This is a genomic window from Rhodococcus sp. OK302 (assembly GCF_002245895.1).
GTDB lineage: Bacteria > Actinomycetota > Actinomycetes > Mycobacteriales > Mycobacteriaceae > Rhodococcus_F.
This window is the reverse complement of record NZ_NPJZ01000001.1, coordinates 5,386,117-5,406,991: the sequence shown is the minus strand read 5'-3', so window position 1 is coordinate 5,406,991 and position 20,875 is coordinate 5,386,117. Positions and strand designations below refer to the sequence as shown.

The following is a 20,875-nucleotide window of genomic DNA, read 5'->3' as shown; positions in this document are numbered from 1 at the left end:
TTGGAAGAAGATGGCAACTATTGATGATTTGATGAAGGATCCTACGTCCTACGTCGAATTTGCTGCAGAATCATTTGATCCACTTTCTGTCTCGGACCTACTTCAAGAATGTTCAGTTTTGGATGTAAAAATTTCGACATTGACTTCTAGGGTTGGTGTGATCCTTGACCTCCGAACATCGATTTCGCTCGGAGATGGAAATGCGGCGTTACTCATCGTTGGGGAAACTAGATCGGTTGAATGGATGGAAGAAGTATCGTCAGTCAATCGAACCGGTCGATTTGGTGACGACGGGTTTCGGCAGCGAAAGCACCTGCATACGTCCGTGGGGTCCACGCCTAGGAGGGGAAAAGATCGGTTCGATATCGAAATTCCGTGCAATCCGAGGTCAGTACTAAAATTATCGGGCGATTGGGCAGTTTTCATCGAAGGGAACATTGATTCCATCGGGGAGTCGCAGCCGGATCTCGGTTTGGATACAGATGAGTTGATCGAAACCAGATTTCCGCAATGGAGTTCGGTTCTGAAACCGATCTATGCAACATCCACGATCGGATTTGGATCCAATTGATAGGTCTACCGGGTCTGGTACCAAATCGAGGTGAAGCTGGATGCGGGAATCCCTGGTGTACAGCAACCGGCCCGTGTTAGGCGAGAGGCACGAGGTCCTTTTTGGATCGGTTTGCCGGTGAAGGCCCGGTCCAGGAAGCTGTCACGTGATATTGGGGGCAGGCTGGTGGATTTCACTGAAAGTGGATGTGGCCGAAGTAGCGGCAGAAGCGATGTACCGCGGGCGACTCGTCTAGAGGCCAGGCGATGTCCATGTATCCAAAGTATATTGTCGGTGAATTGCTGAGAGGTTGGATGTGGGAAATCGAAGATTTATCATCAAACTTGCCGAGAAATCAATTCGAGATTATGGAGATAGTTGTATTAGTTTAAGGATTCTTGTTACTGAACTTGAGCGGATTGTCGATCATTCGGAATATTCTGACAATCTGGTTGCAGTTGAACTGCGTAGGTTATGGGGAGAGCTTGAGGTAATTATTTCGTTGAGTGAGGAATCGGATCCGACTTTGAATAGCATTGGGATTGACTCGATTGTGGGCGAATTCTCGAAAATGATTCAGTCGATGTGAGAGTTGGAAGCGGTTACGTCATCGATGGGCAGCTTCCAAACCGCGTGTAGCCGCTCGCGTACATATGGTCAGGGGATTCGCTCTTGCTCGAGTCGTAGGTCTCCAGCGCGTAGCACGGCCAGAGCGGTTTGCTCGGATTCATTGATGAGTGGAAGCTCGTTGTTAGTCGGAGTGGGTTCACCGACCACAAGATCCATCCGACCGTTGAGGGTGGTCGTGAACATGATCTGTCAAACAACCCTATCTGGAAATAGTGTATCTAGGTTGTTTGTCAAAATGGTGAAATGCCATATAGGAAGCGATTGAGTTCACCTCAAGACTGGCATGCAAGGTGCTACAAGCACGCCAGGCGTCCAGTCGTGTGTTCGCAGAGATGCACGCGCGCTGCATAATTCGCAACCCACGTGCATCTCGGAACTGAAGCTCAGTCGCGCTACTTGCTGGCAGTGATGCCGAGCTCGCCGTCGGGAGTTTCGGCGTCGTCGCCACAATCGCAGTCACAGTCGTCGCCACAGCCACCGGTGTTGCATTCGCCGGCGTAGCTGTCGTCAGTCTCGTCGCAATCGAGGGTGCCGCCGAAGGATGTTGCGAAATCATCGTCGAGTTCGTGGGTGAACTCGTGAACCTCGTCGATGAGGTTGATCAGATGCTGCGGGGCGAAGGGATCCGCGTCGAGAATGGTCGAGACCAGGAGGTGGTCGCCACTGAATGCGAAGCGCAGACGCGGCCATTCCTGAGCGAGCTCGATCAGCTGTGTTGCAGCATGGGCCGGGTTGCCGAGGCCTGTGAGGACCGAGGTCCAGACGTTGATCTGCGGGCCGTCGTCAGCAACTGTCACGTAAACGACGAAGCCGTGAACGGGAACCACAATGTCGCCGTCATCGTCGGTAGCGGGCTCGCTGCCGAACATCTCGGCGAGGGACTTAACGCACAGACGGATCAACTCGTCACGCTCGTCCGTTGCGATGGCCATTGCGCCGTCGATGTGAAGGGGCAGGTCAGCGGTGGTGTCGTTCTCGCTCATGGATCCTCAGTTCCGTGCCAGTCCCGAGCATGGGCTGGACACTGTTTTGGTGCGGTGGATGTCATGTCCACGGTAGCCGGAACACACCGGAATCAACCCACTGGATCATGTTGGATGTGGATGAGACCATCAACTACCCGGCCCTGAAGGACCAGGTTTGCTGCTCACCAACCTAACTGGATGCTAGGGCGGTGGCTGCAATAGGCACGGTTGATTGAGCGGCCCAATACTTTTCATGCCCGAGCGCGGCAATGTTGAGGGCAGCATTGTGATCCGCATGCCCAGCCCACCCGCACTCTCGGCACACGAACACAGCTTGGCTACGACGATTCCTCACATCACAGAACCCACACCGCGAACAAGTACGGGACGTGTTGCGCGGGTTGATCACCTGCACCGTCACCCCCGCCATCTCCGCCTTGTAGGTGACGAAGTTCCGCAGTTGGGCGTATGCCCACGAATGCACCTGTGCTCGTTGTTTCTTGGCCAGCCGTACCCGATCACGAATACCGGATAGATCTTCTATCGCGATACCGCGGTCGGTGCGTTGCGCCTGAGCAACAATTGTTTTCGACAGTTGGTGGTTGATGTCGGTGGCGAACCGTTGTTCCTTCCGTCGCCGAGTCTTCAACTTCCGTTTCGCGGATTTCGTTCCAACCTTCTGCAGGGTGGTCCGCATCACCTCGTTCTTTTTCCGGCGCGCGGTGACGGCACCACCGGACCACCGGACCACCGGACATCAAGCACGTTCGGATCGTCGTCGGTGGTGACCGCGAGATTGACGATCCCCAGATCCACTCCCAGCCAACCGGCCGACGGATCTTTCGCCGGTACAACAGGGGTCGGTGCAGGTTGATCGACAGTGGCATACAGATAGAACGAGCCATCCCGCAGCACCAGGTCGGATTCGCCCTTGCGGTCAGCGAGGAGTGTCCGCTGCCAGGGTGCGCACACGAAGGACACACCCCTCATTCGGCCCGAGACTGTCCAAATCGATACCGTCGCGCCGTCGAGCTGCCAGGACAAGCATCGATCGTCGAACGGTTGCGCAGCATTCGACCGGAATTCGATCGTGGTATCAGAAACTGCGGCATACCGTTTCGACCCCGGACGGCCACAATTCCCGTTCACCAGATTCGCAGTTCGGGTGGTGTATGCATCAGCAACTTTCCGCAGAACGTGCAGGGACGGTTGCGCCGACAATCCTCGCGCCTTCACTATCGGGTACATCGCGACCTGCAACGCCCGACGTGACCGCAGCTTCATCAACTGTGCCAACTCTGCAACCTCGTTGGCGACGTCGTTACACAACATCAAGGTCGATTCCAATGCCGCGAACTGTTCGGGCGTGGGTACGAGCTTGACCATGACAATCCGTTTCATCTCGCACCCACCGCTTTTCCGTCACTCACGTTGAAGATGGTCTACGTCACCAAATATTGTCGGGGAGTTTTCACCGACCCGATGCTGACTCGGTGCGAGACGATCATGGCAGAGGTGTGCGACAAGTTCGGGGCTACGCTAACCGAGTCCAACGGCAAATTCGTCGACGTGCACCTGCTGATTCACTATCCGCCGACCGTTCAGCTCTCCACATTGGTCAGCAGTCTCAACGGTGTCTCTGCCCGATACCTGAGGCAGGAGTTTCCGGAACATATCCGCACATATTTGTGGGGCAACCATTTTTGGTCGCCGTCGTATTTTGTTGCGTCTGCTGGCGGTGTGTCGTTGTCGATCATCGCCAAGTGCATCACCAATCAGACACGGCGGGACCCGCTTGGGTCGCTGCGACCTGAAAGGGCCAGCACACGGATCGGGTTCCTCGGCGGCGACGCTGGCGGTGGTGACTGGGATCGGGCCACAATCTGCGCGGCCATCCATACCGAAGCGGTCGCACAGCAGAAACGCGTTTGATCGAAAACACGATTCCGACTGAATCCCGGCAACAAGTCGGCCGGCGGCACCGAAATCTTGCAACTGCTACTCACCCTGCGCACGTGGCGGATTCACGTGAATCGAGCGCGGGGCGTGGGCATTGTATTGACTGCGACCGGATGCTTTCCGCCGGAAGAGGTTGTGTCAGCTCGCGACGAACTCCATTGGGGCGGTGGGTGGATCGATACCACTTCCGGCAGCAGCGCACAGATCTCGGAGTTACTGGAAGTAGCGAAGAGGCTCAAGTTCGTCCGAAAACACAGAGGCACATTGATTCTCACCAGACTCGGGAAGTCGATGATCGCGTACCAGGGTGAGTTGTGGAGGCATATCGTTTCGGTGCTGCCGTTGGGGAAAGGTGGGCTTGCGCAGGAGGCTGGCCGAATCCTGTTACTCACCTTGGCTGCTGGCTTGTCGGAGGCCGAGCGGAGCGAGGTGATGATCGAGGGACTAACTGCATTGGGTTGGCGTACGGAGAGCGGAACCAAACTCGGGGAAGATGATTGGACTTCGGTCGCGAGGGGCACCCTGTTGTATCTGCGAATGACGGGCGCTATCGCCGCGAACCCGCTCGATCGAGACGTTCCGTGCGATCCGGACTGGGGCCGCGGGTTCGCACGAATGGTCCTGTCGATGTAGCCGAAGAATTCGGTGTCAAACAGATCGGATCGTGGAATGATTTCATTCGATATGGATTTGTTATATGCGCTGGAAGAAAGCACTTTTTGGGCGGTGAAATGCTCAAATTACGAGGGATTGGCAAATTTGGATTTTGTGTCGTAAAACTGGGGTCATGCTATGGTCAATTTCCAGTTGCTGAAGTTGGGCGGTTGGGCCAAAAGCCTGAAACCGCCTCAATGTTCGATGCATAGACCTTATGTGTCGGCTCGACTCTCTGGCATTCACTCAATGGAGGTATAGGTTTTCGTTCGACGATTGTGTGTGTTGTTAGTCAATTGAATATGTGACCGGTGTTGGTATGACGGTTACTCCTCGGACGTGCAGCAACAGAGCGTAAAGATTCGAAACTGGGATCTTTACGCATTGTTCTGCCGATTATTAACGAAGGATGTGACGTGACAGGATCCGATATGGTCCAGTTCAGTACGTTGGTAATTGTTTCACTGCTAGTAGCTTTCTACGGTGGAACTTTTCTGATTTCTCTTCGTATTGGTAAGAAGAAGGAAAACGCCGACGAGTTTATGACCGCCGGCAACAAATTGGGATTCGGTGTTTCGGCTGCCAGCATGACGGCCACGTGGATTTGGGCGTCGTCGCTGTACGCTTCCGCTACCTCCGGATATACCTATGGAATCTCAGGTCCGATTCATTACGGACTGTGGGGCGCGTTGATGATTCTCTTCATCTATCCGTTCGGGCAGCGAATTCGTAAAGTCGCGCCGAAGGCCCACACCCTGGCCGAAGTCATGTATGCGCGCCACGGGCGATCTAGCCAGCTCATGCTTGCGGGATCCAACATCGTCGGTAGCGTCATCAGTTTGATGTCGAACTTCCTCGCTGGCGGCCTGCTGATTTCGTTGCTGTCCCCGTTCAACTTCATCCAGGGCGTCTTCATCGTTGCGCTGGGTGTTCTGCTGTACACACTGTGGTCGGGATTCCGCGCTTCGGTGCTGACCGACTTTGTGCAGTTGATCGGAATGCTCGGCGCAGTAGTCGTTTTGGTGCCGTTCATCTTCTTCGCAGCAGGATTCCCCGCAGCCTTCGAGAGCGGCGCCGGAAACCTCACTGCTGAGCAGGGCAACTTCTTCTCGAGTGTCGCCTTCTTCGAACAAGGCGCACCCTACATCGCGGCAGTGCTTGCCTACGCAATCGGAAACCAGACCATCGCGCAACGATTGTTCGCGGTCCGCGAAGACCTGATCAAGCCCACCTTCATCACCGCGACAGTGGGCTACGGCGCAACGGTTATCGGCGTCGGCATGCTCGGTGTCCTCGCGTTGTACCTCGGAGTCGAGCCGATGGGCGGCGACGTCAACAACCTGATTCCGCAGATGGCGGCGTCGTACCTGCCGGGAATCTTGCTGGCTGTCTTCTTTGTCATGATCATCGGAGCGCTGTCCTCAACGGCGGACTCGGATCTGGCTGCACTCTCGTCGATCATGATGACCGATGTGTACGGCCAGACCGTCGCGGGTAAAGCCAATCCGCGACGGATGCTGCTCATTGGCCGCGTGACGATGATCGTCGCGACGGCTGTTGCAATTGCCTTGGCAAGTCTCCAATTGAGCATTCTGGATCTACTGGTATTTGTCGGAGCTCTCTGGGGTGCGCTCGTATTCCCCGTCATCGCGAGCTTCTACTGGGGCAAGGTGACCAACAAAGCCTTCACCGTGTCGGTTCTCGTTGCGCTTGCCGCGTTCTTGCCCGTGCGTTTCAGCTGGGTGCCGATGGACGGTGTGATCGGAATCCTCTTCGACATCGTCTCCGTGATCGGTATCGGAGTGGTGCTGGGGCTCATGGCCTTCGGATTCTTCGGACTGAAGGTCGCGCAGATCGTCGGCGGGCTGGCGATCCTGATCTCCGCACCGTTCGCGATCGGCTTCCTTCACGATTACCCAACGCTCAGTGGATCTTTGGTCGCCTATGCCGTCAGTACCGTTGTGTGCTTCGCAATGTCGGTGAACAAGCGCGAGACGTTCGATTTCGAGTTGATCAAGCAGCGGACAGGTGACTTCGACGAGGAGGATCCCGAGACGGATCCGCGTGACGATGTTTCCGAACTGGGTGTGTCCGGCAGATAGCTGTCGCCTCAAAACTGAAGGAGTACGAATGAGTACAGCCCTACTGACCATCTACGTCCTGATCTGGCCCGTGTTGGTCGCTGTCGTCCTGGCGGTCATCGGTCGGGGATTCATCAAAGACTGGCTGGAAGCTCGCCGCAACGGCGAAGATCTGGTGTAAGCGCTGACCGTCATCACCGAGGCTTTTTGCTGTCGGTGGTGGCGGTCACCTTGCGTTGGGCATGGGGACTGGCGTTATAGTTGCTCAGTGCAACACACAGGAGCGAAGTCGCTCATCGGCCCACCAGCCGTCCATGACGAGCTGGTGCACCTGACGCGTCAGCTGATGACCGGCGATCGCCAATCCGATGATCAGCCGTCCATCGCGCAACATTCCTTCCTCTCGTTTATCGGCCGCAACGACGGCTGCCGAGCTACCGAGATTTCCGACGTCTTCGGCGTCAACCGCTCCACCATCTCGCGGCAAGTACGCGGATGTATCGACGCAGGCTGGGTGTTTGCCGACCCCGGGCCTGTTCGTCAGGGCAACCCGCTGCACCTCACGGACGCGGGCCGCACCTATCTTGATGCCGCCGACGCGCGTCGACTCGACCAAGTCACCAGCAGGCTGCAGGATTGGTCGGAGTCCGAGATCGCAGAATTTGCCCGCGCCCTTCACCGTTTCAGAATCAGCACCGAATCGCAGACCAACGGAGATGAAAACCTGTGAGTGACTACAGCGCTAAAGCCCAGTTCGTCATCTCCGATAACGAGTCCGTGGTGCACACAGTTTTCACACACGCCGAGCAGACCCCGAACCTCACGGTATTCTCCCGGCCCAAGGGCGATACCTGGATCGACGTCTCGGCCAAAGATTTCGCCGAGCAGGTCACGGGCGTCGCGAACGGCCTGATCGCTGCCGGAGTTGGGCCCGGTGATCGCGTTGCATTGCTGTCGGCGACGCGCTACGAGTGGACGCTTTTCGACTTCGCCATTTGGGCGGCCGGCGCGGCGACGGTCCCGATTTACGACTCGTCCTCGCAGGGACAGGTCAGTTGGATCCTCGAAGACTCCGAAGCCGTCATGGCTATCGTCGAGACCGGAACCCACGAGACACTGTTTCAGGATGCGCCCAGCACCCTCAAGGCGGTCATGCAGATCGACGCCGGGGCCGTGGAGACGCTGACCCAGGGTGGCATCGATGTCGACGCCACCGAACTGAAGAAGCGACTCGACGGAATCAAGGCCGACGATCTGGCGTCACTCGTCTACACCTCCGGAACGACGGGACGCCCGAAGGGGTGCGTCCTCACTCACCGCAACTTCTTGTCCGAGGTGCGCGGCATTCTCACCGCCTCGATCGGCAAGGTTGCAGTTCCCGGTAACCGCGTCCTCACCTTCCTGCCCCTCGCGCATGTTCTTGCTCGCGCCGTTTCCTTGGCAACTTTCGAAGCGGGAGCTTCGCAGGCACATTGGTCTGATTTCTCTACCATCACAACCCAATTCGAGCGCTACAAGCCCAATACAATTCTTGGTGTCCCTCGTGTCTTCGAGAAGGTTCGCGACGGTGCGGCTCGCAAGGCAGAGTCGGGCGGCAAGGTGCCCGGCGCGATTTTTGCCTTCGCGGAAGCAACCGCCAAGGAATACAGTCAAGCCCTCGACAAGGGCGGTCCTTCGCTGATCCTGAAGGCAAAGCACGCTGTTGCCGACAAGCTTGTGTACTCGAAGCTGCGCGCAGCTCTCGGCGGCGAATGTTGGTTCGCAATCTCGGGCGGCGGCGCACTCACACCGGAACTCGGTCACTTCTTCCGTGGCCTCGGAGTCCCGATCTACGAAGGCTACGGTCTCACTGAAACCACGGCAGCCCATTGCGTCAACATCCCTGGTGCTCAGAAGATCGGAACCGTCGGACGGCCTATGGGCGGTAACGGAGTTCGTATTGCCGAGGACGGTGAGATCGAACTCAACGGGGGTGTGGTCTTCAAGGGCTATTGGAAGAACGAGAAGGCAACCGCAGATACCTTTGACAACGGTTGGTTGCGAACCGGAGATCTCGGTGAACTCGACAGTGACGGTTACCTTTCCATCACCGGTCGCAAGAAGGATCTCCTGGTGACGGCGGGTGGCAAGAACGTCTCACCCGGTCCGATGGAAGACCGCATCCGCTCACATTCCATCGTGTCGCAGGCCGTCGTCGTTGGTGACGGAAAAACGTACATCACTGCACTTCTCACGGTTGATCCTGAAGTGTTCGAAAAGTGGAAGGTCGATAACGGCAGGCCATCCAGTGCCACCGTCGCTGAACTGCGTGACGACAAAAATCTTCGCGCCGAACTGCAGAAGGCTATCGACGACGCCAATTCGACTGTCTCGCACGCCGAGTCGATCAAGAAGTTTGTCATCCTTGATCGTGATCTCACCGAAGAAGACGGCGAAATGACCGCTACGCTGAAGATCAAACGCAACGTCGTCGTCGACCGTTTCTCCAAAGAGATCGAAGGAATGTACGCCAAGAGCTAGGTACGCTTGGGGAACTGCTCCCGGTAGGCCATCACGTCATCGAGCCGGAACCGGCGGTGGGTTCCGCGTAGCTCGATCGGGAGTTTCCCCGCGTCGGCGAGCTTGCGGATGTATGTGTCGGAGACGCCGAGGATTTCGGCGGCCTGTGATGTAGTGAGTAGTTCGGCGACCGCGCCGAGCGCGACGCTGTCGCCGTTTGCGAGGTAGGTCAGAAGCTGAACTACAGCATCGCCGACGGATGGCGGAACGCCGATCGTGACGCCATCTATCGTCAGAGTTGTTGCAGTGCTCGATGTTTGAGCGATAGCTGCCAGGCCGGCCTTGATCTTGTCTGCGGCGGTGCTGTCGACTGCTGAAACTATGTGGTCAATGCTCATATCGGGTTCCGATCGAAGTTGTGGTCATCTTATCGAGGAGCCTTGGTCTCAGCGATTGTCATCGGTTGAAGGCGCAGTCCCAGTGCGTCGGCGATCTCGACGACTGACGCCAGTTTCACGGAGCCGGTTCCGTATTCGAGTGATTGAACACTGGATCGGGAGACGCCAGCGAGGTCGGCCAGTGTCTGTTGAGTGAGGTGCAGCTGGACTCGGCGTTCAGCGAAGCTCTCGCCTATGCGTGCTATTTCAGGCACAGGGCTGTTGCGGTTCGGTGAACTCCTGCGTGGTTGGCTCATCGGCACTCCTATGCTTTGCTTTCAAGCATAAGTTGGCGCGAAGGTACTCGGCAAGTTTCCCTTAGGTGTGGCACCCACCGATTTCCAACCAGTCTGATTGGAATGCAATTCGCCTGGTGGGGAAGGGTTCTCTGGTCTCGCTAAAACGTAGCTCACCAAATTGGCTGTGACTCGAAGTAGCATCCTGATTGTGGCTAGACGATCGGTAACTGTGAGATTTGACGAAGACGAACTGAGGGCGCTCGAGGCCCTCCAGGAGTTCACCGGCGCGGATATATCCAGCGTCGTACGTGAAGCCGTGATCCAGCATGCTCGAAGGTGTGCTGCGCAGGCCAAGCCTCGTGACATCGCAGCCAAGCGGAAGTCTTTGACCTTGCAAGACGCGTTCGCGAAGTACTCCGCGCTGTGCGTCAGCGAGGAACGGGAAGCGTCGTAAAGGTGGAAGCGGTGAGTGACAGGGGAGCTCACCGCCTCCGTGCCTTCGCTACGAACGGACCAGAATCTTGACGGCAGTGTCGTTGTGTTCGATCAGTGTCGTGAAGCCTTCCGAGATCAAATCTTCGAGCTGGATGCGACCGGTGATGAACGGCGCCAGATCGACAACACCCTCTTGAACCATCTTGATGACGGCCTCGTGATCGCGAACGTAGGCAATGGTTCCGCGGAGATCGATCTCTTTGAGTACGAGCTTTTGCATATCGATGGTTGCAGGCTTGCCCCAAATCGAAACGTTCACAACAACTCCCGCGGGTCTGACGGTGTCGAGAATCGTATCGAGGACAGTATTGACTCCCGCGCATTCGAATCCGACGTCCGCACCGATGCCGTCGGTGATTTCAAGTACGCGTGCTTTGACGTCCTCGGTGCTGGGATCGATAACGTAGTTTGCGACGCCGCTGGTCAGTGCCTTCTCTTTGCGTGCGTCGCTGAGTTCCGTGACGATCGTAGTTACGCCGAGTCCTTTGAGGACTGCCGCAACGAGGAGTCCGATTGGCCCGGCGCCACCGACGATCGCGGTGTCACCACTTTTCGCACCACTCCGAACGACGGCATGGTGGGCAACGCTCAACGGTTCGATCAATGCGGCTTCGTCGAGGGGGATGTTGCCGATCTTGTGGATCCACCGCCGGTCGACGACAACCTTCTCGCTGAGTCCGCCACCGCCGCCGGCCAATCCGATGAAACCCATCTGCGTGCACAGGTGGTAGTTCCCCGCCTTGCAGGGAGCGCACTCATTGCACACGAAATAGGGTTCGACGACGACATTCTCGCCGACCTCGACATCGGTGACACCTTCGCCGACTTCTTCGACGGTGCCCGAGAATTCGTGTCCCATCGTGACTGGCGCATTCTCATGAGACAGAGGATGAGGGTGTCCGGGCGCTGAAATGAAGATCGGACCTTCGAGGTATTCGTGGAGGTCGGTGCCGCAGATCCCGCACCACGCGACTTTCAGTTTGACGGTCCCCGGCCGAACTTCGGGCTCGGGAATGTCTTCGATTCGGATGTCTTTCTGCCCGTGGAACCGTGCTGCCTTCATGTATCCGCACCTCACTTCGTTGTGAATCCGCTGGTAGATCAACGCTAGGGCGGTTGCGACTCGGCGTGAAGAGTTGCAATGGATTGCAACTGGAGGGAACCAGGTGGCGCTTCGTTGCGTCCAATACATTGAGATCAGTTGGCGAGGGGGATTGCGGTGATGTTGTGGGGCGCTTGCCGGGCCGCGGTTGGAGTGGCTGCCGTAGTCGCGCTAGTTGGGGGTTGCTCCTCGACGGTTGAGGGCGAAGCGGTTCGGCCCGCCGGTAACGACGGTCTGTTCGACCCCTGCACGGCCATTCCGGATGACGTGATCTCGAGCCTGGGTGTTGACGTATCGACTGAAGAGAACGGCGTCCTGGGTGTCCGCCAGGCGGAGTTCGAGATCTGTACATGGATGGGAAATTGGTATCAACTCGGTGTGTGGTCGACTTTTCATACTCTTGACGACGTACGGCGCAACCCTGAAGACACCGACATCCAAGACGTACCGGAGATAGGTGATGGGGCGATCACCTTCCGCGAAGGGGCGGATGTTGATGGAGATTTATGCTTTGCAGCACTGCCTGTGAAACAGGGTGCGATCTTCGTTCGAATCGATGCGAAATATCAGGTCCGCCACGAAGAAGATATCTGCGGATTGGCCATCAAGGACATGATTGCGCTCAGGGAATATTTGCCCAAATGATGTAGCTTTCAGATTTTGAGGGGGAGTGAATATGAGTGAAAATTACGGGGAAAGCTTCGTGCTCAACCGCGAGACTGCTGATCAACTTGGCAATGCATGCGATGCCTGGATTGGTGAACTTCAAAGGATCAAGATGAAGGCACGAGAACTGGGATCCCTGAGTGGTTTCGGAACTCTCGATTCGGGCTTAGCGTTGCAGGAAAAATTCGCCAAGAAAGCCTTCGGCTCTACAGACTCGCTCGTGAATGCGCTGGAAAGTCATATCGTTGTCGTGGAGGGTATGAAGGCGTACTTCCAGAAGTGCTTCGATGACGCGGTGGCCCAGGAACAGGCGAATGCTGACTCCCTCAGAAATGCGGGCCCGCCGACCTGAGTCAGTGGATGTGATCCTGCCAATCAGCGGGTACTCGGCCAGCTGGACCCGGAACCGGCTGATCTGCGGGATGTGAAGTGGGCGCCGCCAATTCGGGGCCGTCGTATGCCTCTTGGGTTTCGAAGCTCCAGAACCAGTCCTCGCCGGGCTCGAAACTCTGCATAAATGGATGCTTGGTCGCTGCGGCATGGGCGCTGGCATGTTGCGCAGGGGAGGAGTCGCAGCAACCGATGTGACCGCACTGCGCGCACCGTCGCAAATGGACCCACCAACCTGCCACTGCATCACATTCGACGCACCCAGCCCCGCTCGGCGGGACACTCGGATCGATCCCTACTGGCAGCCCATCGGTCATTGTTCATCCCCTCGTCGAAGTGATGGTGCTCTATTCATGGTGCGCGCCCAGGCCAGCTTGCGCTACTCGGCGTCGTCGAGAGGATTACGCTCCGGCCCAGAGATGGGCAACAGAACTCGGAAGCGGGTATTCCCAGGTTCCGAGGTGACTCGCAGTTCGCCGTGGTGCTTACCGACAACAATTCGCCACGAAATATCAAGGCCCAGGCCAGTTCCCTCGCCAACAGGCTTGGTGGTGAAGAACGGCTGGAAGATCCTGTCGATGACGTCGTCGGGGATTCCCGATCCGGTATCGCAGATTTCGATGCACACTCGATCGCCGTCCCGACTAGTGCGAATGGTGAGTGTTCCGGACCCGTCCATCGCGGAAACAGCGTTGTCGATCAGGTTTGTCCACACTTGATTGAGTTCACCCGCATACGCGTCGATCGGAGGCAGGGTCCGGTCATACTCCTTGACGACGGTGATGTCCCCGATCTTCTGACCCAACATGATCAGGGTGCTGTCGAGCAATTCGTGGACGTCGATGGTCTGGAAAGGGGCCCGGTCCATCTGCGAATACTGTTTGGCGGCACCGACAAGCGTGGAAATTCGCGTAGTGGAATCAGCGATCTCGTTCATGAGAAGCTCGGATTCTATCGTGTAGTTCAGCCAGCGAATTGCACCTTCGAGCACGGATTCATCAACTGCCGCAGCAACATTCTCTAGCCAATCTGTGTCCAAGCCAGCTTGTACGAAGGTCGGCGCAAGATCCCAACCCTCGCGAATGGAATGCTCTTCGAACCATTCGCCCAGGGAGTCTTCGCGATCCGACGCTTCAAGTGGCGTGAGCGTCGGAGCCTTGGCAACTACTTCGGCGACTTCGTCCTGCATATGCATGAGTGTGACTAGCGATTCGCGGTCATAGGCGCCGGTGGCAATCATGCCAAGTTTGCGACGCATTGCAGCGACGCGTTCACGCAGCGACGCAGTTGCCCGAACTGCTGCAGCGGCAGGATTGTTGAGCTCGTGGGTCAGACCCGCAGAGAGAGATCCGAGTGCGAGAAGACGTTCGCGTTGGTCCATGATCTGGCGGGCGTTCTGATTGCCGAAGAACACACCTTCGAGCAGATGAACGGCCATCGGAAACCACTTGCGCACTACCTCGCCGAATTTGTCGGCATCCAGAACGAAGAACGTCGACGGTTTGGTTACGCGCAGCGATGCTGAATAGATCTGCGGCACACGATCACCGAGATACGACGTCCAACCGCCCGAATAGACGCCTCGTTGTGAAGTCCGCACCATCTCGATGTCTTCGCCGCCGGAGAGCTTCGACATGATCAGCTCGCCCTCGATGAGAACGTAAAAGCACGATGCAGGCTCACCTTCGAGGTATACCTGACCGCGCTCGATCTCGACGATATGACCGCTCCGGCACAATGTTTCGAGTTGTTCGTCGGTGAGTTCCTCGAACAAGAACAGTGTGCGAAGAAGCTCGGGACTGCATTCTGGAACAGACATCGAATCTCCCTATTGTTGAGCGAGATAGCGGTGGACGAACATCACGGCCATCGCTCCTTCGCCGACAGCCGACGCGACCCGTTTGGCTGATTCGGCATGGACGTCGCCGGCGACAAAGACTCCGGGGACACTGGTTTCGAGGTGATGGGGTGCGCGGTCGAGCGGCCAACCTTGTGGCGTGACGCCTTCGGAAGCAAGGTCGGGGCCGGCGAGGATGAACCCGAGGCGGTCTCTTACGACTACATCCTCCAGCCAATCCGTCAGTGGGGCAGCGCCGATGAAGATGAACAGCCATTGTGCGTCGACGGTCGATTCTTCGCCAGTTGCTCTATTCAGCAGGGTGATTCGTTCGAGATGATCGTCGCCCTCCGCTCCGATAACTTCGGTGCAGGCGCGAACGGAGATCTTCGGATTCTTCTCGATCTGTTGAATCAGGTAGTAAGACATGGATGCTTCGAGAGATGCGCCTCGAATGAGGATGGTGACCGAGCGTGCACCGCGTGAAAGATAGACGGCTGCTTGACCTGCCGAGTTGGCGCCACCCACGATGTAAACGTCTTGTTCACTGCAGCGAGCAGCTTCGGTGACGGCAGATCCGTAGTAGACGCCTCTACCGGTGAAGGTGTCGAGTCCCGGAGCCGAAAGTTGACGGTAGGAAACACCCGTCGCCAAGATGACGGAATGCGCGTCGACGGACGTACCGTCGTCGAAACGAACCGTGCGGGCAGAGCCGTTGATTTCGAGACCCGTGACATCGCGGGCAGTGATGACTTCGGCGCCGAACTTTGTTGCCTGCCTACGCGCGCGATCAGCCAACTGAGCTCCCGATACGCCGTCGGGGAACCCCAAATAGTTCTCGATACGCGAGCTCTGGCCAGCCTGACCACCCGTTGCTCGTCGTTCGATGAGTACTGTTCGCAGGCCTTCGGAAGCTCCGTACAGTGCGGCACCCAATCCGGCTGGCCCACCGCCGATAACGACCAAATCGTAGAAGTCCTCGGACAGGGTTGTGCTCAGTCCGAGTTTGTCGGCGAGTTCGGCGTCTGTCGGCTCGACGAGAACATCACCATTGGGTGCGATGACGATCGGAAGACTCAGTTCGTCGACGTCGGCAGCGGAGAGAAGGCGTTGCCCTTCGGGCTCGTCCGACATGTACCACCGATATGCAAGTTGATTGCGCGCCAAGAACTCTCGAACATCGGAGGATCGTCCGGACCAGCGATGGCCGACGACTTTCGTTTCCTCCTCAGGATGATGGCTGGAACTCGCCCATGCGTCCAGGAGCGCGTCGATCACCGGATAGAGCTTCTCTTCCGGTGGATCCCATGGCTTGAGGAGGTAGTGGTCGAGATCCACGACGTTGATGGCGTCGATCGCGGCGTCGGTATCGGCATAGGCAGTGAGTAGGACGCGTCGAGCGACGGGATAGAGATCCATTGCCTGTTCGAGGAATTCGATTCCGCTCAAACCGGGCATACGGTAGTCCGCAACGATGACAGCGACCGAGTCTCCGCGCAGCTTCATTTCTCGAAGAGTTTCGAGAGCTTGATCGCCGGATTCAGCACGAATGATCCGGTATTTCTCGCCGTACCGCTTGCGAAGGTCACGGACAACGGCGCGGGAAACCCCAGGATCGTCGTCGACACTGAGGATCGCTGGTTTGGCAGGTGCTTTCGGTGTGCTCACGCGGTGCCCTCCCGAAGTTGTGGTCAACCACTCCAGTATGCGACTGCTGCGAGCGTCGTCAATCGCTGCAGGTGCGCTGGAAGCGAACAGACCCTCGGGACCTGGGATTTTGTCGGTTGCGGAACCGATTGGGGTTTGGGCGCATCAAATATAGTGAGTCCATATCGAAGGGGGAGCGATGCGAGCGTCAACGGGGGTTGTGCGATTGCTCGTGGCGGGGATTTTGGTATGGACTGCGGCAGGATGCGGCTCAGCCATGGAGGGGGTGGCTGAGCTGCGTCCCGCATATGCCACGGGGATGGTGCCTCTGTTTGGTTTCAAACCTGTCGAGGCATTTGTGTCGGTGGACCGTTGTACCTTTCTAATGTCGGGTGATGCCGACTTGACTGACGCTGGGGGAGCCGATGCAGAATATGTCCGTAGGTGTGACGTCCTCTCTGGAGCTGGGAGATCCGCCGTCAAGGTCGGTTACACGAGCGTTCGTCTATGTGCTTGATCCAACCCCAGCTCAGGTCAATGTATTGCGGTCGCATTGCGGGGCACAACGTTTCGCCTACAACTGGGCGCTGTCACACGTTGCAGCGAACCTGGACCAACGCACTGCAGAAAAGTCCTATGACATCCCAGTTACAGCGCTGACGCCGGCGATGTCGTGGTCTGCTTCCGGTCTGCGTAAACACTGGAACACTGTCAAAGATGTGGTGGCGGTCAACCCGGAGTCGGGGCAGGTGTGGTGGCCGGAGAATTCGAAAGAGGCGTACAGTTCCGGGATCGCTAACTGTATTGCGGCATTGTGGAACTGGTGGGACGCGCGTACGGGGAAACGAAAAGGTTCGATGGGGTTTCCCCGTTTCAAGAGTAAACGGGCGGTCCTTTCGTGCCGGTTCACGACAGGAAGTTTCGGGCTGGTGACCGGTGGTGATGATCGCCGTCACGTCCAACTTCCCAGAATCGGGGTCGTCAGGACAGCGGAGTCCACCCGGAAACTGGCGCGCAAAACCGTTTCCGGGTCCGCGCGGATCCGGTCTGCAACGATCTCGTTTCGTCGGGGACGGTGGCAGGTGTCGTTTTCAGTCGAAACCATCATCCCGTCGCGTGCACTTCCGCCCTTACGTTCCGGCGGCGGCGGCAGAGACGCGGGCACCGTAGTCGGGGTAGACGTGGGAGTGAAACACCTCGCGGTTCTCTCCACCGGTGAGATGATCGAGAGGCCGAAACATGCACGCAAGCAGGCGAAGTCGTTGCGTCGGTTGCAACGTCAAGCCTCGCGGCGCACGGGCCCGGACCGGCGTACCGACCAACAACCGTCGAAGCGGTGGCTACGCACCCAGGTCAAGGTTCGGCGGGTGCACGCCCGGATCACGAATGGTCGCCGCGATTATCTTCACAAGCTGACCACCCGACTGGTCGAGGAATTCGACACCGTCGTTGTCGAAGATTTGAATGTCGCCGGGATGACCCGATCCGGTGGCGCCTACAAGAAGGGCCTGAATCGCGCGTTGCATGATGCGGCGCTCGGCGAGATCCGGCGCCAAGTCACCTACAAAACCGATTGGACCGGTACCGGCCTTGTGGTGGCGGATCGGTGGTTTCCGTCGAGTAAGACCTGCTCGAACTGTTCGGTAGTGAAAGCCAAACTGGCTGTTCCGGATCCGGAGTGCATGAACTCGATTTCCGGTGATCCGAGCAGACACAAGATGTAGAGGCATACAGAGGGTCCTGGGATGTGAGGATGAAGGTTCCTACACCGAATCCGAACACACCACAGGACCCATGAACCAGACTACTAACCTCGTCGCCGACACCATCTGCCGAACCGTCGAACTCGGCGTCACCATCACCGGCGCCGCCATCGCCGAACGCTTCACCCACATCGAATGCAGACCCGTCGAACACGACCCGACGTGCCCGTCCTGCGGCAAACCTGGCCGACTCCGCGACCACGTCACCCGCACCCTCGCCGACCTCCCCGTCGTCGGTCATCCCACCCGCCTTCACATCCGGCTACCCCGATTCACCTGCGGCAACGATGCCTGCGAGGTGGCGGTGTTCCGTCAACGCATCGACACGGTGGCCGCCTCGAAAGCCTGCACCACCCGCCGGACCGCCGGCTGGATCCTCGGACGCCTCGCCTGCGACAAGATGCCGGTTTCGGCGGTGGCCACGGCGTTGGGGTTGAGTTGGGACGTGGTGAACTCCCTCGCCCTGTCCACGGTCCGGCACCTGGTCTACGACCAGCCCGGCCACCTCGACAGAGTTCGGGTCCTGGGTGTGGACGAACACAAGTGGAAACATGTACGCGGGCAAGGTGATCCGAGCTTTGTGACGGTGATCGTGGACCTGACTCCGGTCATCGACGGTACCGGCCCGGCCCGGTTGCTCGACATGGTTCCCGGCCGTTCCGCTGCGGCGCTCAAGGACTGGCTGCGTGAGCGTGATCAGGTGTTTCGGGACCGGGTGAAGATCGTGTCGATGGATGGGTTCGCCGGCTACCACTCGGCCGCCAAAGACGTATTGTCGCAGGCCAGGACGGTGATGGATCCCTTCCACGTAGTGCACTTGGCTGCGGAGAAGTTGACCGTGTGTCGGCAGCGGGTCCAGCAGGTCACGCTCGGTCACCGCGGCCGGTCCGGTGACCCGTTGTACGGCATCAAACGGGTGCTGCTGACCCGAGAGACGTTGCGTACCGACAAACAGAATGCGCGACTTGAGGCGGTGTTCGCGGACGAGGAACACATCGATGTCGAGGTCACCGAACGCGTCTACCAGGAACTTGTTGCCGCGTACGCTGATTCGGACAAGCGGGCGGGGAAGTTGGCGATGTACAAGGTCCTCAATCGCATCAAATCCGGTGTCCCGAAGGAACTTGCGGAGTTGGCTCAGCTCGGTCGCAGTCTCTGGAAACGGCGGAAGGAGATCCTGGCCTACTTCGATACCGGTGCATCGAATGGTCCTGTCGAGGCGATCAACGGCCGGCTCGAGTATCTACGAGGTATCGCGCTGGGTTTCCGCAATCTCGATCACTACATCTTGCGGTCACTGATTCACTCGGGTCAGCTCCGGGAATCAATCAATGCACTCTAGAAACGGAAGAGCCGCCAAACTGCCGTTGAAGGTTCGGGTGTTCACCTGCGATGCGTGCGGTTTCCGCAGCGATCGTGATCACAATGCTGCTCTGAACCTCGCTGCCCTTGCAGCGAGTGTTGGGGTTGGCGCGTCTTCGGCGAGTTGCGGACGAGACGGTAAAGAAGCCCGACGGAAACCAAGCGTAAGACCTGCCTCTCGGCAGGCTGAGGGTATTGCCGCGGGAACGCCACATGGTGGTGATCGTGGCCGGGGCAATCCGGTCACTCATGGAGAGTGCACAAAACACTCACTATGAACGGGGGCTGAGCCTTCTTCCCTTCTTCCCTTCTTCCCTTCGTCTTCTTCTTCTTCTTCTTCGGGGTCAGCGGAGGGCCGGTGCGGTGGTAGGTAAAAGCATAAGATTGGAACGTCAGCGCGTGGTATGGCGTGTGTACGACTTGAACGTCGCTTCAGCGAGCTCATGATTTGGGGCGTTCGGAACACTTCTGACTTTGTCGCTAACCCCAGTCGAGGTTGGTTATCCCTCGATAAACACAAAAAATCTCGCCGAGTCGGAGGGGATCCGACTCAGCGAGACGTTGGAACGATTAGCTGGTGGGCAGGGCCTTCAAAGACTTGACCGTGGCGTCTGCAGCGCGAGCAGCTTCGGCGCCCTTCTTCACGAAATGGGTGCTGAAGTAGTCGACATGCTCAGCATGCTCATGGAAGTTATGCGGCGTCAGGACGACAGAGAAGACCGGAACGTCGGTGTCCAACTGCACGCGCATCAAACCGTCGATGACGGCCGTCGCAACAAAATCGTGGCGGTAGATTCCACCGTCAACGACGAGACCTGCAGCAACAATGGCCTGGTAGCGGCCTGTCTGCGCCAAACGGCGAGCATGCAGCGGGATCTCGAATGCTCCGGGAACCTCGAAGAAATCGACAGAATCGCGGGGGTAACCCAAACCTACGATCTCGTCGGTGAATCCATCGCGTGCACGGTCGACGATGTTGCGATGCCACGTCGCCTGAATGAACGCGATGCGCTGTCCCTGAATTTCACTCATAACGACAAAACTACTGCACTACGAAGCGTCGTCGCGACCGCGCGTCTCAGTCCTGCTGCCGCGGGTAGGCCGTGGAGCGACCCCAGCCGGCGTCATTGGTGAGGTGCTCGAGCAACGGCTGAATCCGGTAGGGAAGTGGGTTGGTGAGCGCAATCGTGGTGGTGGAATGCGTGACGCCGGGCAGGCTGACGATCTGCTCCGCCAACTTCTGCAGGGCAGCGTGGGTGGAGGTGGCGACGCGCACCAGGAGATCTTCGCGTCCGGTTGTGGCGTGAATTTCGATCACCTCGGGTAGCTCGGCAAGGCTCTTCGCGATCGCGCTGATCTTGCCCTGTTCCAGTTCGAGGCCCACAAACGCCTGGATGGGAATGCCCACTTCGGGGAGATCGAGATTCGGGCGGAATCCGGTGAGAATCCCGCTGGATTCCATGCGCTTCATTCGGGCTTGCACGGTGTTCCGGGCTACGCCCAAAGAGTTGGCCAACTCGGCCACACTCATCCTCGAGTCCTTGCTGAGCAATCCGAGCAACTGGACGTCGAGCTTGTCGATGCTGAGCATTTTGCGAA

At 57.9% G+C, this 20,875-nt stretch carries 25 protein-coding genes; 13 read left to right on the top strand and 12 right to left on the bottom strand.

Annotated features, from left to right (window positions below):
• Positions 1-10 precede the first annotated feature (10 nt).
• Entirely contained in the window at positions 11-571 is a 561-nt protein-coding gene (locus tag BDB13_RS24790; protein WP_141210686.1) for a hypothetical protein, read from the top strand.
• 636 nt (positions 572-1,207) lie between these two features.
• On the opposite strand, the gene BDB13_RS32265 is transcribed toward BDB13_RS24790, so the two are convergent.
• The 4 genes from BDB13_RS32265 to BDB13_RS33130 form a co-directional block, all read right to left on the bottom strand.
• Entirely contained in the window at positions 1,208-1,363 is a 156-nt protein-coding gene (locus tag BDB13_RS32265) for a hypothetical protein (RefSeq protein WP_176459664.1), read from the bottom strand.
• A gap of 209 nt (positions 1,364-1,572) precedes the next feature.
• The gene (locus BDB13_RS24785) at positions 1,573-2,163 is read right to left on the bottom strand and encodes a T3SS (YopN, CesT) and YbjN peptide-binding chaperone 1 (RefSeq protein ID WP_094274134.1); all 591 of its coding nucleotides are present in this window, start codon (positions 2,161-2,163) and stop codon (positions 1,573-1,575) included.
• Positions 2,164-2,335: 172 nt separating this feature from the next.
• The gene (locus BDB13_RS33135; RefSeq protein ID WP_254922945.1) at positions 2,336-2,842 is read right to left on the bottom strand and encodes an RNA-guided endonuclease InsQ/TnpB family protein; all 507 of its coding nucleotides are present in this window, start codon (positions 2,840-2,842) and stop codon (positions 2,336-2,338) included.
• Positions 2,842-3,546, bottom strand: coding sequence for a transposase (locus BDB13_RS33130; protein ID WP_254922944.1), 705 nt, complete (start codon positions 3,544-3,546; stop codon positions 2,842-2,844). Before BDB13_RS33130 ends, BDB13_RS33135 begins: the two co-directional genes overlap by 1 nt.
• A gap of 30 nt (positions 3,547-3,576) precedes the next feature.
• Here BDB13_RS33130 and tnpA point away from each other — a divergent pair, with 30 nt between their 5' ends.
• The 6 genes from tnpA to BDB13_RS24755 all read left to right on the top strand — a co-directional run bounded on the left by tnpA (position 3,577) and on the right by BDB13_RS24755 (position 9,359).
• Entirely contained in the window at positions 3,577-4,077 is a 501-nt protein-coding gene (gene tnpA, locus BDB13_RS24775; protein WP_441347212.1) for an IS200/IS605 family transposase, read from the top strand.
• Positions 4,078-4,191: 114 nt separating this feature from the next.
• The gene (locus BDB13_RS24770) at positions 4,192-4,737 is read left to right on the top strand and encodes a hypothetical protein (protein ID WP_176459663.1); all 546 of its coding nucleotides are present in this window, start codon (positions 4,192-4,194) and stop codon (positions 4,735-4,737) included.
• 452 nt (positions 4,738-5,189) lie between these two features.
• Positions 5,190-6,860 carry a sodium:solute symporter family protein gene (locus tag BDB13_RS24765; RefSeq protein ID WP_176459746.1) on the top strand — a complete coding sequence of 557 codons (1,671 nt, stop codon included), beginning with the start codon at positions 5,190-5,192 and terminating at the stop codon, positions 6,858-6,860.
• Positions 6,861-6,888: 28 nt separating this feature from the next.
• Positions 6,889-7,020: a putative transporter small subunit gene (locus BDB13_RS32610; protein WP_217902149.1), complete on the top strand. Its 132-nt coding sequence runs from the start codon at positions 6,889-6,891 to the stop codon at positions 7,018-7,020.
• Positions 7,021-7,107: 87 nt separating this feature from the next.
• Positions 7,108-7,569 (top strand): MarR family winged helix-turn-helix transcriptional regulator, encoded by a 462-nt coding sequence (locus BDB13_RS24760; protein WP_094274132.1) that lies wholly within the window; start codon positions 7,108-7,110, stop codon positions 7,567-7,569.
• Positions 7,566-9,359, top strand: a complete 1,794-nt coding sequence (locus BDB13_RS24755; protein ID WP_094274131.1) for an AMP-dependent synthetase/ligase — start codon at positions 7,566-7,568, stop codon at positions 9,357-9,359. Before BDB13_RS24760 ends, BDB13_RS24755 begins: the two co-directional genes overlap by 4 nt.
• On the opposite strand, the gene BDB13_RS24750 is transcribed toward BDB13_RS24755, so the two are convergent.
• On the bottom strand, positions 9,356-9,736 hold the full coding sequence (locus BDB13_RS24750) for a helix-turn-helix domain-containing protein (RefSeq protein WP_094274130.1): 381 nt from the start codon (positions 9,734-9,736) through the stop codon (positions 9,356-9,358). The genes BDB13_RS24755 and BDB13_RS24750 overlap by 4 nt on opposite strands.
• Positions 9,737-9,765: 29 nt before the next feature.
• On the bottom strand, positions 9,766-10,032 hold the full coding sequence (locus BDB13_RS24745) for a helix-turn-helix domain-containing protein (protein WP_094274129.1): 267 nt from the start codon (positions 10,030-10,032) through the stop codon (positions 9,766-9,768).
• Positions 10,033-10,243: 211 nt separating this feature from the next.
• On the opposite strand from BDB13_RS24745, the gene BDB13_RS24740 reads away from it, so the two are divergent.
• Positions 10,244-10,468: a hypothetical protein gene (locus BDB13_RS24740; protein ID WP_094274128.1), complete on the top strand. Its 225-nt coding sequence runs from the start codon at positions 10,244-10,246 to the stop codon at positions 10,466-10,468.
• 48 nt (positions 10,469-10,516) lie between these two features.
• Here the strand turns inward: BDB13_RS24740 and BDB13_RS24735 are convergent, their stop codons facing one another.
• Positions 10,517-11,572: a 2,3-butanediol dehydrogenase gene (locus BDB13_RS24735; protein ID WP_094274127.1), complete on the bottom strand. Its 1,056-nt coding sequence runs from the start codon at positions 11,570-11,572 to the stop codon at positions 10,517-10,519.
• Between the two features lie 159 nt (positions 11,573-11,731).
• On the opposite strand from BDB13_RS24735, the gene BDB13_RS24730 reads away from it, so the two are divergent.
• Together BDB13_RS24730 and BDB13_RS24725 are read left to right on the top strand one after the other, a co-directional pair.
• The gene (locus tag BDB13_RS24730; RefSeq protein ID WP_094274126.1) at positions 11,732-12,256 is read left to right on the top strand and encodes a DUF3558 domain-containing protein; all 525 of its coding nucleotides are present in this window, start codon (positions 11,732-11,734) and stop codon (positions 12,254-12,256) included.
• A 31-nt stretch (positions 12,257-12,287) separates the two neighbouring features.
• Entirely contained in the window at positions 12,288-12,629 is a 342-nt protein-coding gene (locus BDB13_RS24725; RefSeq protein WP_094274125.1) for a hypothetical protein, read from the top strand.
• Between the two features lies 1 nt (position 12,630).
• Here the strand turns inward: BDB13_RS24725 and BDB13_RS24720 are convergent, their stop codons facing one another.
• From BDB13_RS24720 to BDB13_RS24710, 3 genes are all read right to left on the bottom strand, one after another.
• Positions 12,631-12,984, bottom strand: coding sequence for a UBP-type zinc finger domain-containing protein (locus BDB13_RS24720; protein WP_094274124.1), 354 nt, complete (start codon positions 12,982-12,984; stop codon positions 12,631-12,633).
• 62 nt (positions 12,985-13,046) lie between these two features.
• Positions 13,047-14,486 (bottom strand): ATP-binding protein, encoded by a 1,440-nt coding sequence (locus tag BDB13_RS33500; protein WP_094274123.1) that lies wholly within the window; start codon positions 14,484-14,486, stop codon positions 13,047-13,049.
• A 9-nt stretch (positions 14,487-14,495) separates the two neighbouring features.
• Positions 14,496-16,172 (bottom strand): FAD-dependent oxidoreductase, encoded by a 1,677-nt coding sequence (locus BDB13_RS24710; protein ID WP_094274122.1) that lies wholly within the window; start codon positions 16,170-16,172, stop codon positions 14,496-14,498.
• A gap of 404 nt (positions 16,173-16,576) precedes the next feature.
• On the opposite strand from BDB13_RS24710, the gene tnpB reads away from it, so the two are divergent.
• The 3 genes from tnpB (at position 16,577) to BDB13_RS24695 (ending at position 19,554) form a co-directional block, all read left to right on the top strand.
• Positions 16,577-17,875, top strand: coding sequence for an IS607 family element RNA-guided endonuclease TnpB (tnpB, locus tag BDB13_RS24705; RefSeq protein ID WP_369597463.1), 1,299 nt, complete (start codon positions 16,577-16,579; stop codon positions 17,873-17,875).
• Between the two features lie 70 nt (positions 17,876-17,945).
• Complete coding sequence (locus BDB13_RS24700; RefSeq protein WP_094274121.1) at positions 17,946-19,256, top strand: ISL3 family transposase; 1,311 nt, start codon at positions 17,946-17,948, stop codon at positions 19,254-19,256.
• Positions 19,246-19,554 carry a zinc ribbon domain-containing protein gene (locus BDB13_RS24695; protein ID WP_254922941.1) on the top strand — a complete coding sequence of 103 codons (309 nt, stop codon included), beginning with the start codon at positions 19,246-19,248 and terminating at the stop codon, positions 19,552-19,554. The genes BDB13_RS24700 and BDB13_RS24695 overlap by 11 nt, the downstream gene beginning before the upstream one ends.
• 292 nt (positions 19,555-19,846) lie before the next feature.
• Here the strand turns inward: BDB13_RS24695 and BDB13_RS24690 are convergent, their stop codons facing one another.
• A complete protein-coding gene (locus tag BDB13_RS24690; protein WP_094274120.1) occupies positions 19,847-20,308 on the bottom strand; it encodes a 6,7-dimethyl-8-ribityllumazine synthase in 462 nt (153 codons plus the stop codon).
• A gap of 46 nt (positions 20,309-20,354) precedes the next feature.
• On the bottom strand, positions 20,355-20,867 hold the full coding sequence (locus BDB13_RS24685) for an Lrp/AsnC family transcriptional regulator (RefSeq protein WP_094274119.1): 513 nt from the start codon (positions 20,865-20,867) through the stop codon (positions 20,355-20,357).
• Between the last annotated feature and the right edge of the window lie 8 nt (positions 20,868-20,875).

Coding starts and splice junctions, on each gene's coding strand:
- BDB13_RS24790 (WP_141210686.1), top strand. CDS start 11: ATGGCAACTATTGATGATTTGATGAAGGATCCTACGTCCTACGTCGAA.
- BDB13_RS24765 (WP_176459746.1), top strand. CDS start 5,190: ATGGTCCAGTTCAGTACGTTGGTAATTGTTTCACTGCTAGTAGCTTTC.
- BDB13_RS24720 (WP_094274124.1), bottom strand. CDS start 12,984: ATGACCGATGGGCTGCCAGTAGGGATCGATCCGAGTGTCCCGCCGAGC.
- tnpB (WP_369597463.1), top strand. CDS start 16,577: ATGCAGAATATGTCCGTAGGTGTGACGTCCTCTCTGGAGCTGGGAGAT.
- BDB13_RS24745 (WP_094274129.1), bottom strand. CDS start 10,032: ATGAGCCAACCACGCAGGAGTTCACCGAACCGCAACAGCCCTGTGCCT.
- BDB13_RS24685 (WP_094274119.1), bottom strand. CDS start 20,867: ATGCTCAGCATCGACAAGCTCGACGTCCAGTTGCTCGGATTGCTCAGC.
- BDB13_RS33500 (WP_094274123.1), bottom strand. CDS start 14,486: ATGTCTGTTCCAGAATGCAGTCCCGAGCTTCTTCGCACACTGTTCTTG.
- BDB13_RS24690 (WP_094274120.1), bottom strand. CDS start 20,308: ATGAGTGAAATTCAGGGACAGCGCATCGCGTTCATTCAGGCGACGTGG.
- BDB13_RS24730 (WP_094274126.1), top strand. CDS start 11,732: ATGTTGTGGGGCGCTTGCCGGGCCGCGGTTGGAGTGGCTGCCGTAGTC.
- BDB13_RS24785 (WP_094274134.1), bottom strand. CDS start 2,163: ATGAGCGAGAACGACACCACCGCTGACCTGCCCCTTCACATCGACGGC.
- BDB13_RS32610 (WP_217902149.1), top strand. CDS start 6,889: ATGAGTACAGCCCTACTGACCATCTACGTCCTGATCTGGCCCGTGTTG.
- BDB13_RS24735 (WP_094274127.1), bottom strand. CDS start 11,572: ATGAAGGCAGCACGGTTCCACGGGCAGAAAGACATCCGAATCGAAGAC.
- BDB13_RS24725 (WP_094274125.1), top strand. CDS start 12,288: ATGAGTGAAAATTACGGGGAAAGCTTCGTGCTCAACCGCGAGACTGCT.
- BDB13_RS24750 (WP_094274130.1), bottom strand. CDS start 9,736: ATGAGCATTGACCACATAGTTTCAGCAGTCGACAGCACCGCCGCAGAC.
- BDB13_RS32265 (WP_176459664.1), bottom strand. CDS start 1,363: ATGTTCACGACCACCCTCAACGGTCGGATGGATCTTGTGGTCGGTGAA.
- BDB13_RS24695 (WP_254922941.1), top strand. CDS start 19,246: ATGCACTCTAGAAACGGAAGAGCCGCCAAACTGCCGTTGAAGGTTCGG.
- BDB13_RS33130 (WP_254922944.1), bottom strand. CDS start 3,546: ATGAAACGGATTGTCATGGTCAAGCTCGTACCCACGCCCGAACAGTTC.
- BDB13_RS24700 (WP_094274121.1), top strand. CDS start 17,946: ATGAACCAGACTACTAACCTCGTCGCCGACACCATCTGCCGAACCGTC.
- BDB13_RS33135 (WP_254922945.1), bottom strand. CDS start 2,842: ATGCGGACCACCCTGCAGAAGGTTGGAACGAAATCCGCGAAACGGAAG.